15 protein-coding genes are annotated in these 12,171 nt (G+C 49.4%); 10 read left to right on the forward strand and 5 right to left on the reverse strand.

Annotation, left to right across the window (positions count from 1 at the left end; all coding sequences use genetic code 11):
• Positions 1–6 precede the first annotated feature (6 nt).
• From ACTJJS_RS19495 to ACTJJS_RS19515, 5 genes are all read left to right on the forward strand, one after another.
• Positions 7–486, forward strand: a complete 480-nt coding sequence (locus ACTJJS_RS19495) for a DUF4296 domain-containing protein (protein ID WP_343745436.1) — start codon at positions 7–9, stop codon at positions 484–486.
• A gap of 22 nt (positions 487–508) precedes the next feature.
• Positions 509–1,201, forward strand: a complete 693-nt coding sequence (locus tag ACTJJS_RS19500; protein WP_440664923.1) for a CoA transferase subunit A — start codon at positions 509–511, stop codon at positions 1,199–1,201.
• 47 nt (positions 1,202–1,248) lie between these two features.
• Positions 1,249–1,905: a 3-oxoacid CoA-transferase subunit B gene (locus tag ACTJJS_RS19505; RefSeq protein WP_440664924.1), complete on the forward strand. Its 657-nt coding sequence runs from the start codon at positions 1,249–1,251 to the stop codon at positions 1,903–1,905.
• A gap of 242 nt (positions 1,906–2,147) precedes the next feature.
• Positions 2,148–2,987, forward strand: coding sequence for an aminotransferase class IV (locus ACTJJS_RS19510; RefSeq protein ID WP_168870023.1), 840 nt, complete (start codon positions 2,148–2,150; stop codon positions 2,985–2,987).
• A 1-nt stretch (position 2,988) separates the two neighbouring features.
• A complete protein-coding gene (locus ACTJJS_RS19515) occupies positions 2,989–4,296 on the forward strand; it encodes a cryptochrome/photolyase family protein (protein ID WP_440664925.1) in 1,308 nt (435 codons plus the stop codon).
• A gap of 73 nt (positions 4,297–4,369) precedes the next feature.
• Here the strand turns inward: ACTJJS_RS19515 and ACTJJS_RS19520 are convergent, their stop codons facing one another.
• Both ACTJJS_RS19520 and mqnB read right to left on the reverse strand, forming a co-directional pair.
• Positions 4,370–5,179: a 1,4-dihydroxy-6-naphthoate synthase gene (locus ACTJJS_RS19520; protein ID WP_343745435.1), complete on the reverse strand. Its 810-nt coding sequence runs from the start codon at positions 5,177–5,179 to the stop codon at positions 4,370–4,372.
• Positions 5,180–5,200: 21 nt separating this feature from the next.
• Positions 5,201–5,887 (reverse strand): futalosine hydrolase, encoded by a 687-nt coding sequence (gene mqnB, locus ACTJJS_RS19525; RefSeq protein WP_440664926.1) that lies wholly within the window; start codon positions 5,885–5,887, stop codon positions 5,201–5,203.
• 115 nt (positions 5,888–6,002) lie between these two features.
• Here mqnB and ACTJJS_RS19530 point away from each other — a divergent pair, with 115 nt between their 5' ends.
• The 3 genes from ACTJJS_RS19530 to fabD all read left to right on the forward strand — a co-directional run bounded on the left by ACTJJS_RS19530 (position 6,003) and on the right by fabD (position 8,152).
• Entirely contained in the window at positions 6,003–6,416 is a 414-nt protein-coding gene (locus ACTJJS_RS19530) for a 6-pyruvoyl trahydropterin synthase family protein (protein ID WP_168870019.1), read from the forward strand.
• Between the two features lie 84 nt (positions 6,417–6,500).
• Entirely contained in the window at positions 6,501–7,088 is a 588-nt protein-coding gene (folE, locus tag ACTJJS_RS19535) for a GTP cyclohydrolase I FolE (protein WP_168870018.1), read from the forward strand.
• A 173-nt stretch (positions 7,089–7,261) separates the two neighbouring features.
• Positions 7,262–8,152, forward strand: a complete 891-nt coding sequence (gene fabD / locus ACTJJS_RS19540; protein ID WP_168870017.1) for an ACP S-malonyltransferase — start codon at positions 7,262–7,264, stop codon at positions 8,150–8,152.
• 117 nt (positions 8,153–8,269) lie between these two features.
• On the opposite strand, the gene ACTJJS_RS19545 is transcribed toward fabD, so the two are convergent.
• The 3 genes from ACTJJS_RS19545 to ACTJJS_RS19555 form a co-directional block, all read right to left on the reverse strand.
• Complete coding sequence (locus ACTJJS_RS19545; RefSeq protein ID WP_440664927.1) at positions 8,270–9,121, reverse strand: GNAT family N-acetyltransferase; 852 nt, start codon at positions 9,119–9,121, stop codon at positions 8,270–8,272.
• Positions 9,122–9,193: 72 nt separating this feature from the next.
• A complete protein-coding gene (locus tag ACTJJS_RS19550) occupies positions 9,194–9,664 on the reverse strand; it encodes an N-acetyltransferase family protein (RefSeq protein ID WP_440664928.1) in 471 nt (156 codons plus the stop codon).
• Positions 9,665–9,675: 11 nt separating this feature from the next.
• A complete protein-coding gene (locus tag ACTJJS_RS19555; protein WP_440664929.1) occupies positions 9,676–10,815 on the reverse strand; it encodes a serine hydrolase domain-containing protein in 1,140 nt (379 codons plus the stop codon).
• Positions 10,816–10,913: 98 nt separating this feature from the next.
• Between ACTJJS_RS19555 and ACTJJS_RS19560 the strand changes: the two genes are divergently transcribed.
• Positions 10,914–11,405 (forward strand): DinB family protein, encoded by a 492-nt coding sequence (locus ACTJJS_RS19560; protein ID WP_440664930.1) that lies wholly within the window; start codon positions 10,914–10,916, stop codon positions 11,403–11,405.
• Between the two features lie 49 nt (positions 11,406–11,454).
• Positions 11,455–12,150, forward strand: coding sequence for an NUDIX hydrolase (locus ACTJJS_RS19565; protein WP_168870012.1), 696 nt, complete (start codon positions 11,455–11,457; stop codon positions 12,148–12,150).
• Positions 12,151–12,171 lie beyond the last annotated feature (21 nt).

A 12,171-nucleotide genomic window follows, 5' to 3' on the forward strand; every position in this document is an offset into this window, starting at 1 on the left:
AAAAGAATGAATAATCGTTTTAAAGCGCTCGTAGCAGGATTTGTATTATTGATGGCAGCTTGTGGTGATCCGGGCAATGTTCCCAAGGAGTATATCCAGAAGGATAAGATGAGCAGGATCCTGGTGGACATGACCCTGGCAGACGCCTATAGCAACGAAGTGAGCGCCCTGACTACGCCCCTGCCTGATTCTGTCAGACAGGAGAAAATAAAAGTTTACTACAAACAGATACTGGACCTGCATAAGGTGTCCGTTAAAGATTTCATGGCCAGCTATAACTGGTATGAAAGTCACCCGGACCGCATGAAAGACGTGTTTGAAAAAGTGCAGGCCGATATCGCCGCCAGGAAAAATAAACTGGGCAACCCTGCAGAAGAAAACGCACCTGTCAGGTTCCGTCTGAAAAGCTTTTTCCCCAATGCAGAAAAAGCTTTCCTGTTACCCGCTTCCGATACGGTACGCCCCTTTATCAAGCGACAGCCATAAGATCAATATAAAACACCAAAACATGAACAAAGTAGTAGCTAATGCAGACGAAGCCATACAGGACATCCGGGATGGCGCGGTGATAATGCTGGGGGGATTTGGTTTGTGTGGTATTCCGGAAAACTGTATCGCAGCGCTGGTCAGAAAGGGCGTAAAAGAACTGACCTGTATTTCCAACAATGCCGGCGTCGATGATTTCGGATTGGGCCTGTTGTTGAAAACCCGCCAGATCCGCAAGATGATGTCTTCCTATGTGGGCGAAAACGCAGAATTTGAAAGACAACTGCTGGCCGGCGAGCTGGAAGTGGACCTGATCCCGCAAGGTACCCTCGCCACCCGTATTCAAATGGCCGGTATGGGCATTCCCGCCTTTTTCACCCCCGCCGGTTATGGCACCGAAGTGGCCACCGGTAAAGAAACCCGCGAATTCAACGGCAAAAACTATCTCATGGAGATGGCGCTGCATGCCGATTTTGCCATCGTGAAAGCCTGGAAAGGAGATACCATGGGAAACCTTGTATTCCGTAAAACCACCCGCAATTTCAGCACTTCTATGGCCAAAGCCGGTAATATTACCATCGCTGAGGTGGAGCAACTGGTGCAGCCGGGCGAACTGGACCCCGACCAGATCCATGTGCCGGGTATCTACGTGCACCGCATCTTTGCAGGCACCGAATATGAAAAACGGATAGAGCGCAGGACCGTGCAGATGTAACGGTAACGACTATACGTTATTATTCCACTTCCCAAAATCAGTATGTTATGCCTCTCGATAAATTTGGTATCGCCAAAAGAATAGCAAAGGAGTTAAAAGATGGTATGTATGTTAATCTGGGTATCGGCATTCCTACGCTGGTAGCCAATTACATCCCTGCCGGCATTTCCATTATGCTGCAGTCTGAAAACGGTATGCTCGGCATGGGCCCGTATCCGTCTGCCGATGATATAGACCCGGACCTGATCAACGCCGGCAAGGAAACAGTGACACTATTGCCAGGCGGCAGCTTCTTCGATTCCGCGGAAAGCTTCGGCATGATCCGCGCCGGAAAAGTGGACCTTACCGTATTGGGCGCTATGGAAGTAGCGGACAACGGCGATATCGCCAACTGGAAAATTCCCGGTAAAATGGTGAAAGGCATGGGCGGCGCCATGGACCTGGTAGCTTCCGCCAAAAATATTATCGTCGCCATGATGCATACCAATCCCAAAGGAGAAAGCAAATTGTTGTCTGCCTGTACGCTGCCACTGACCGGTGTTAACTGTGTTAAAAAAATAGTGACAGATCTCGCTGTGCTGGAAGTGACCCCCGACGGGTTCCGCCTGCTGGAACGTGCGCCCGACGTGAGTGTAGAGGAGATTAAAGCCAAAACCGCCGGCCGGTTGATCGTGGAAGGAGATATTCCTGTGGTAGCCATTTAAATAATTGAATATAAAACAGCCCCGCCAGATGATTTTCCGGCGGGGCTGTTTTATATTCATATGTCTAATTAAAAGGCTATGTTACTGCATGGCTATATGCATATTTTTTTGCCTCCGCCCTGTGTAATTTTAACGTTTCCTTTTTGTTTGGCGGCCGCTATGGTTGCGGCGAATGCCCGAAAAGAGGCTGCTGAAATGACAAAATAATTGGGTAACTTACAACTTGCTAAACACAGTACGAGGTGCAAGTTGGTTTTCTTTGTTATAATGGTAAGTTTTACTCTTCCGGTGACCCGATTTTTACGGCAGACAACCGTTCTTTCCGTTATGGAGACGGCTGCTTTGAAACCATGCGGGTACATCAGGGGCAAGTGGTATTGAGCGATTTACATTTTGAACGCCTGTTCGCCAGCCTGAACCTGCTGCACTTCGATATTCCCGCTCATTTCACAAAAGCATTTTTCCTCCGGCAGATAACTGACCTGTGCCATAAAAATAACCTGCTGCACCTGGCGCGGGTGAGGTTAACAGTATTCCGCGCTGATGGCGGGTTATATGAGCCGGTCAATAATATTCCCTCTTATCTGGTCCAGGCGTGGGAACTAAGTAGCACCGTATTGGAACTGAATGAAAACGGGCTCGTACTCGATATCTTTTCCGATGCCAGGAAGACCAGCGACAAGTATTCTTTCATTAAATCCAATAACTGTCTCCCCTATGTGATGGGGGCTATGTACAGCAAACAACACGGTTTTAATGAAGTGTTGTTGCTAAATCAATACGGCCGGGTGGCTGACAGCACCATGGCGAATGTTTTTGTGGTACGTCATAAAACCATCTACACGCCGCCGTTGTCCGAAGGTTGTGTTTGTGGCGTGATGCGCAAACACTTGCTGAAATCAGAACTGCCTTTTAAGACAGAGGAGAAACCACTCACCATCGAGGACCTCGAAAATGCGGATGAAATATTCCTGACGAATGCGATACAAGGCGTGCGCTGGGTAGGCCTTTTCCGCGACAGCAGCTATGGCAACGCCACTGCTGCTATTTTACACGAAGTATTGTTTGATGGCAAAGTCTAGTATGAAGAAACCTGCTGTAAATCTTTGCTGGCTTCGCCGCGACCTGCGGCTGAACGACCAGGCCGCTTTATATCATGCTTTAAAAGATGATCGCCCGGTAGTGCCGGTATTTGTGTTTGATACGCAGATACTGGACGACCTGGAAGAAAAAGCAGACCACCGCGTGAATTTTATTCACCAGACCCTGGAAACGCTGCAGGAACAACTGACTGCCGCAGGCGCCACGCTGGATGTTTTTTACGGAACACCGGAAGCGGCATTTACCCACTGGACCACACGGTATGATGTTCAGAAAGTGTTTACCAATAACGACTATGAACCGTATGCCCGTCAGCGTGACACCGCTGTTGCCGGGCTGCTGAAGGAGAAAAACATTTCTTTTCACAGTTATAAAGACCAGGTCATCTTTGAAAGGAATGAAGTGTTGAAGGATAACGGTGACCCATATACGATATTCACACCTTACAGTAAAAGATGGCTGGCCACACTGACGCCATTTTATTACAAACCGTATCCGGTGGAGAAGTACACCGGTAACTGGCACCGGCAGGCGCCGCTGAAAATACCTTCGCTGAAAACGATGGGATTTAAGGCAGTCGAAACGGAGTTCCCGTCAGCAGATATCCCGGAAAAAATTATCGCCCATTATGATAAAACCCGTGATATTCCTGCTGTACAAGGTACTTCGCGTTTAGGGCTGCATTTACGCTTTGGTACGATCAGTATCCGGGAGCTGGTAAAAAAAGCCCTGGATGATAACGAAACGTATTTGAAGGAACTGATCTGGCGCGAATTTTTTCAGATGATACTGTGGCACTTTCCGGAAGTGCAGCATGCCTCGTTTAAAAAAGAATATGACCGTATTCCGTGGCGGAACAATGAAAAGGAATTTGAGCGCTGGTGCCGGGGGCAGACCGGCTATCCCATTGTGGACGCAGGGATGCGTGAACTGAATGCCACCGGTTTTATGCACAACCGGGTAAGGATGATCACCGCCAGTTTTCTGACCAAACATCTGTTGATCGACTGGCGTTGGGGAGAAGCTTATTTTGCCACGAAGCTGCTGGATTATGACCTGGCTTCCAACAATGGCAACTGGCAGTGGGCGGCAGGCTGCGGCTGTGATGCAGCGCCTTATTTCAGGGTGTTCAACCCCACTTTGCAGACACAGAAGTTTGATAAAGACCTGCGTTATGTCCGGCAATGGGTGCCGGAGCTGGACGAGCTCTCTTACCCGCTGCCTGTGGTGGAGCATGACGTTGCCAGGAAACGCGCGCTGGAGGTGTATGGAAAGGCATTAAAACGATAGTCGTTTATCGACAAAAAAAGCGAAGGTCATGGAGGTGATCTTCGCTTTTTTTATGTTGATATTTTGCTGAGGCCTATGCCTGCCGGCGTGCCACAACGTCTTCGGCGGCTGTCATCAGCGCGTCTACTGCCGCGTGGCCTTCTTCGCCAAGATCGAGGCTGAAGTCGTTGACATACAGATCAATATGCTGGCGCATCACCTGCTCGTCCATTTCCTGTGCATGGGACTTGATGTAGTCAGACAGCTGGGGATATTCACTGTAGGCATGTTGCAGGCTTTGGTGAATGAGTGCGTCTACCTGTGCCCGTGTTTCAGCGGGGATGTCTTTGCGGATGAAGATACCTCCCAGCGGGATGGGATTGCCGGTGGTAGATTCCCAGTATTCGCCCATGTCCATGAGTTTTACGAGACCTTTGAGCTGGTAGGTAAAGCGGTTTTCGTGTATGATCACGCCTGCGTCCACCTCTCCGTTAAGCACGGCATTTTCGATTTCAGAAAACAGCATCACCTTTTTGTTGGTCGCTTCCGGGAAAGCGATGGAAAAGAGGAGATTGGCCGTGGTGTTTTCGCCGGGGATGGCTATTGCCAGGTTTTTGATTTCTTCGCGGGGAATATCTTTTTTAGCGATGAGCAATGGTCCGCAGCCGCGGCCGAGGGCGCTGCCGCTGTTGAGCAGGTCATATTTGTCCCTTACTTTCAGGTATACGGCAAAACTCAGCTTGGTGACGGGCAGTTTTCCTTCGAGGGCCCAGCGGTTGAGCGTCTCCACATCTTCCAGCTGCGTATCAAATGTCAGTCCTTGCGTATCGATCTTGTTGTTGACCATGGCATCGAAGATAAAAGTATCGTTCGGGCAGGGTGAGAAACCTAATGATAAGTGCATATACTTAGAAAATTTTATTTGTTAAGATAAGCCGGCCAGCGACTTGACAATTGAAATCAGTTCATCATTCAGTTGTTTGACGGCCAGGGGGATATTCCATTTGCTTTTATCGCGTATTTCCACATAGTTGGAGATACTGCGGACCTGCAGGAAGGGAATATTTTCCGAGAGGCAGGCGTAGTGAAATGCTGCGCCTTCCATGCTTTCCACATCGGGCATGTATTTGCTTTCCAGCCGGGTAATGGTGGGCGTGCTGCCGCTGACCATATTCACGCTGACGCCGGTGGCCGTGGGCAAGTTGGGCCGGTAGGGCAGGCTGGTGAAGGTATTCACGAGCGCGTTGCCGGTAAAAGGAGGCTGGGAGGCCTGCCAGAGGTGTATATCAAATAAATCCTTGAACTGGTCATTATCTTCCGCGCCGAGGTCGGCAAGGTATTCCCGGTCCACCATCACCACGGTGCCGAGGGCCCATTCACGGCGGAAAGAGCCGGCGATACCGGCCTGCAAGGCCATGTCCGGGCGGTTGGTGGCGAGGTAACGGCCAAGGCTGTATGCGTAATGCATCATGCCAATACCGGCGATCAGTACCTGAATGTCACAGTTGGCCAGGCGGTATTGGTGGGCGGATACTTTTTGGCTTTCATGGTCCAGGAATTGCAAAAAAGGCTGGACTTCCAGTGTGGTCGCAGCGGTAACCAATAATTTCATGCGGTAAAAGTACGGCAAAAATGATCGCTGGCAGTGTAAAACAATTGACAGGAATAAGGATAAACTTGGGACTACTCATAGAATAGTGGTATTTTTGCGAAAATTTTTTGCAATAATGATTTATTTAACGCGAGTAGAGAACTTTAATGCAGCGCATAAGTTGTCTAACCCGGCATGGAGCAAAGAAAAGAACGAGGAAGTATTCGGAAAATGTGCCAATGACAACTGGCATGGTCATAACTACGAATTGCATGTAACCATAAAAGGTAATCCTGATCCGGAAACCGGCTTTGTATTCAATGCCAAGACTTTAGGTGTGATTATCCGGGATGCTGTTATTGAAAAGGTAGACCATCGGAACCTCAATCTGGATGTGGATTTTATGGCAGGTAAGTTTACCTCTGCCGAAAATCTTGCCATTGCCATCTGGGACCAGTTGACCCCGCATTTACCTGCGGAAGTGCAGCTGCACTGCATCAAGCTGTACGAAACTCCCCGTATATACGTAGAATATTACGGCGGCAAATAATATTACCCACGCCTCATAATGTGACTTTGTGCAGTATTAGCAGGTGCGGGACAGCATTTGGAATTTGAATAAAATCATATAAGAATGGCGTATAATAAGGTTGAAAGTTACGACGAAAAGATCACGTCCGGTCTTGTAAAGAACTATAAAGAATGCCTGGAACTGCTCGGCGAAGATGCCGAACGGGAAGGGCTCCTGAAAACCCCTGAAAGGATGGCCAAGGCCATGCAGTTCCTGACACAGGGGTATCAGCTGGACGCAAGGGAAATTCTGAACGGCGCTAAATTCACGGAAGCCTATAGTGAAATGGTGATCGTAAAAGATATAGAACTGTATTCCATGTGTGAACACCATATGCTGCCTTTCTTCGGCAAGGCACACGTGGCTTACATTCCCAATGGTTATATCACCGGACTGAGCAAACTGGCCCGCGTGGTGGACGTATATGCCCGCCGGCTCCAGGTGCAGGAAAGGATGACACACCAGATCCTGGACGCTATCCAGGAAACACTGCAGCCGCAGGGCGTGGCAGTGGTCATCGAAGCGCAGCACCTCTGCATGATGATGCGTGGCGTGTCTAAACAGAATTCTGTTACCACTACTTCCGCTTTCAGCGGTCAGTTCCAGGATGGTACCACCAGAAGTGAGTTCATGAAATTAATTGGCAGATAATCCCTACGGACACATGAAAAAATGGTTTAACCAGCTACTGGTTAAACCATTTTTTGTTTTAATGCTTTTTTGATGCAGTTTTGCAGCATCCGTAATAATTCTTTATTAAATTCTAATTGATTGTATATTTGAATTATTTTTTATTTGATATAAACACTACAATATAAGCAACCATGAAGCATGCATATGTATTTCCCGGGCAGGCATCACAATTTCCGGGTATGGGCAAAAACCTGTACGAGACCAATGCTAACGCAAAGGAACTATTTGAGAAAGCCAATGAAATCCTGGGATTCCGCATCTCCGATGTAATGTTTACCGGCACTGAAGAAGACCTGAAACAGACCAAAGTAACGCAGCCTGCGGTATTCCTGCATGCTGTCATCGCTTTCCTGACAACAGAACATTCACAGCCGGAAATGGTGGCTGGTCACTCCCTGGGAGAATTTTCAGCACTAGTCGCCAACGGGGTGCTGTCTTTTGAAGAAGCCCTGCGCCTGGTAGCCATCAGAGCAAATGCCATGCAGAAAGCATGTGAACAGCAACCATCCACCATGGCCGTTATCCTCGGTATGGAAGATGCCAAAGTAGAAGAAATTTGTGCCAAAGTAGCCGCTGAAACCAATGAAGTGGTAGTACCGGCCAATTATAACAGTCCGGGCCAACTGGTGATCTCCGGTACGCTGAAAGCAGTGGAGACTGCCTGTGCTGAATTGAAAGCTGCCGGCGCTAAAAGAGCCATGATACTGCCGGTAGGCGGTGCTTTCCACTCTCCGCTGATGGAATCTGCCCGCGAAGAGCTGAAAGCTGCTATCGAAAAAGCAGTGTTCAACACGCCCAGCTGCCCTGTTTATCAGAACGTAGTAGCTGCAGCGGTAACGGAACCTGCCCAGATCAAACAAAACCTGATTGACCAGCTCACCGGCCCGGTAAAATGGAGCCAGTCCGTACTGGCCATGGTAGCCGATGGCGCCACTGAATTTACTGAAGTAGGCCCTGGTAAAGTGTTACAGGGACTGGTGCAGAAAATCGCCAAGGAAGTAGCGGTAAATGGCATTAGCTAGGAGATTTACAAATTTTCTGAATTTTGATATTTAGATATTTAAAATGCAGCGGAGATCACATATAATTGTGATCTCCGCTGCATTTTTATATTCTCAGATCCGTAAATCAAAACATTCCTAAATTTCTATCGCCATTTCGTACTGAGACAGAAAATGCTGGAGTCCTGCCTTTTCGAGGAAAGCGCTGATCTCCGGATTTTTTTCGTCTATGTTGATAATGCTCATGGGGCCATTCAATGCGGCGGCCACGTGTTGCAGCAGGGTGCTGCCAATGCCGCGCCGACGAAAACCCGGATGTACGGCGATGTTACGAATACGCCTGCTCTCTTTGTGTACACTGATGAAGCCGGCAACCTGTCCGTCTATGATCGCTTCAAAGGTGGCGGTGGCGGGATACTCCCGTTGTATGCCGGGCACACTGTTGCTCCAGGCCGGCGTCATGTCCATAAAGGTGCTTAATACGGCCCATTCCGGCTGCTCCGTTTCCCGGATGGTAACACCTGGCGTTGTGGTATGAACGGTTACGGTTCCTTTGTGGCAGTGGAACATGCGCAGCTTGTGAAAGCCGCTGTTCGTATAGGCTTTAATGGCAGGAAGATTGGAACTGATGACTTCCAGTATTATTTTCCGGATGCCTGCCTCTTTATAACGCGGAATAAATTGCTGATACATTTTTTGTATCAGGTGCTGGCCACGATACGCGGGTGTTACACCGGTGCCGCCATTGTACAGTATTGTGGGACGGGTATCGTGGTCTGTTCCGTGCAGAATAAATGCCCCGAGGTCATTTCCGTGGAAGGCGCCGATAGACCATTCCCGGCGAAGGTTTTCAGCTTTCATCTTTTGTTCAAGAATAGATGGGGTGAGGTGCATCGGTACGATATAATCGCTGAATGCTTCGTTGAACGTATGGCTGAGGGTTTCGGTGGATTCTCCCCGGAGGTCTCTGAAATCGTGAAGAAAAATCATGATAAAAAAGTATGTCATCAATATTAACGATGATTGATGACATACCGGATGAGAATATTATAAACGGGAAGTTTATGATAACTCGATGCTTACATTGATCCACTCCGGATCAAACTTAGCAGCGTATTTTTTATAGAAGTTGATGGCTGGCTCGTTCCAGTCCAGTACCTGCCAGAGAACGCCGCTGTATTGTCTTTCTTTGGCTTCTTCAATGATGCGGTCCAGCAGCAGTTTGCCAATACCCTTGCCGCGCCATTGTTCCGTCACCACCAGGTCTTCCATGTACAAACGGCAACCTTTCCAGGTTGAATACCGGATGTAAAACAGGGCAAAACCTACGATCAATTCTCTACCGTCTGCATCGGCGGCAGTGGCTACAAAGGCCTTCCATACCGGGTTGGCGCCAAAGCCTGCCTCTTCGAAGTGAGCAAGGCTTACGGTTACTTCCTGTGGCGCTTTTTCAAATTCCGCCAGCTCGCGGATAAGTTCCATCAACCGGGGACAATCTTCTTTTCGTGCAATCCTTAACGTTATATCTGCCATGTGGTGTTTATTTACGCAAGTGAGTCGGCTATTTGTTTCAGCGCTTCGGGCCACCAGTCTATCCGGCCCCATTTTTTACCAAAACGTACAATGACGGCCTGTTTCCGGGGAGAGATATAAATCAGCTGGCCTTTTACGCCCAGCGCAAAATAATCAAAATTATGGGGATCTGTTTGGTATCCCCACCAGAGGTATTTGTAGTAGCCGTGAGGGCTGCCGGCCCATTTGCAAAGCGGAGGCGTCATGCGTGACAGGTAGGTTGTTGTGTCAGCAGTATGCACAGGCCTGCTGGTAGATTCCTGCATCCAGTCTGCCGGAATAATGGAGCGGCCGTTGAGCTGACCGTTTTGCAGGCATAACTGTCCAAACCTGGCAAAGTCGATGGCCAGTGCATTGAAGCCGCTTTCCATTTTGGCGAAGCCGGAGCGGCGGCTGTCCATGCTCCAGGAGGCGCTGGCTTCTGCGCCCATAGGCTGCCAGATTTTTTCGCTGAAATAGGCAGGTACCGGCTGACCGGTTGTTTTCTCCAGGACCATGCCCAGTAGCAGGAGGTTGTAGTTATTGTAGTGGTACACTGTGCCAGGTCCTTCTTTCAGCCTTGCTTTCAGGACCTGGTCGCGCAGCCGGAGGCCGTAATATACGCGGGCATCGTCTGTCCACGGAAACACGCCTTCCCGGTAGTCCAGCCCGGAGCACATCTGCAGGAGGTGGGAGAGGGTGATCTGGCGAAGCCCCTGCTGGTCAAAAGCCGGCAGGTAGCGGGCCACAGGGTCATCTACTGAATGAATGGCCCCTTCGTTGATAGCGATGCCGACAAGGGCGGACGTCATGGATTTGGCCACAGAAAAGGAGGTGTTGACGGATGTCCGCTGATAGCCGTTGAAATATGCTTCATAACGGACCTGGCCATGCTGCAGCACGATGCAGGCGGTAGTGCCGGTTTGGGCCAGCAGATCGGGCAGCCGGGCCTGTTTCGGCTGGCCTCTGAACTTCCAGGAGATGGTGGGCAGCGGCATTTTTTCCGGGGCCGCTTCCAGCGGGAAAATGGTACTGCCGTTGGCAATAGGGGCATTGGCAAAACGTTTGTAGTCGTCGATCTTCGGGATGTTCCAGCACACACAGCGACAGAGGTAAGTGAGCGTATCCATCATATTTCAGGTTAGGGATGGCAAAGATCGCAAGTAAATTGACAAACAATATTGTAATTTGTTGAAGAATCATTAGGATTTGAAAAAATAACCTTTTGTCCATGAAAGAAATCCTGGTGCGGCTTGCATCATATAACCACCGGGCCAATCAGCAGCTGGTGGCGGTCATGTTGAAACTGAATGCAGAACAGGTCATGCAGGACCTTGGAGGTAGTTTCTCTTCCCTGTTTAATACGGTCTGTCATGTGTGGTGCCGGGAGAGTATCTGGTACCAGCGGTTACAGCTGACGGAGCAGCCGGTAGACCCCACGGCGGCTTTTAGCGGCACTTTTGCGGAGGCTTGCCAGGCCTGGCTGCGGCAGTCGCTCCAGTTGCAGGAGTGGGTACAAAGGGCCACTGAGGCGAGATTGGGCCATACCATTGCGTTTACGCCCCGTAAAGGTGAACAGGTAAAGTTGCCCGTACAGGATGCAGTGATCGATACCTGCAACCACAGCACTTTTCATCGCGGGCAGCTGGTACATATGTTGCGCCAGCTGGGCGTTAACCGTATTCCTGCTACAGACTACCACCGTTTTAAGCCTAAAAAGTAGGCGATTTATATTATTTTTACCTCATATACGCAGGAAAAAATTCCGTTTTATGAATGCTGCTTCTTTTTATGCTCAAGCCCCGAAACACCTGGTGGCAGTAGATTGTATCATCTTTGGTTTTGACGAAGGCAAACTGAAGTTACTGGTGATGAAGCGAAAAGTGGCTCCCATGGAGGGCGAATGGTCGCTTGTAGGTGGTTTTGTGCAGGCGGAAGAAAGTACCGACGACGCTGCGGCACGGGTGCTCAAACATACTACCGGCCTGGAAAATATCTATATGGACCAGCTGCACTGTTATGGTGATGTAACGCGTGATACCGGCGCCCGGGTTATATCTGTGGCGTATTATGCGCTTATCCGCATCAGGGACCATGACCGGCCGCTGGCGCAGGAACATGGCGCCCACTGGCTGGAACTGCATGAAATCCCGGCGTTGATATTTGACCATAACCGCATGATCAACGACGCGCTGGTACAGCTGCGTAACAACGCCCATTTCCACCCTATCGGATTTGAACTGCTGCCGGAGAAGTTTACCTTGTCACAACTGAGAAGCCTGTACGAAGAGATATACCAAAAGACACTTGATAAGCGTAACTTCCGGAAGAAAATATTGTCATTGGACGTGATGGAGAAGCTGGAGGAAAAAGATAAAACCTCTTCCAAAAAAGGCGCACACCTCTATCGTTTCGACCCCGCACGGTATGAAGCACTGATGCGTAAAGGACTGGTGTTTGAGATATAGTCAGTGCCGGATGAAAATGAA

The organism is Chitinophaga sp. 22308 (assembly GCF_052045305.1).
Lineage (GTDB): Bacteria > Bacteroidota > Bacteroidia > Chitinophagales > Chitinophagaceae > Chitinophaga > Chitinophaga varians_A.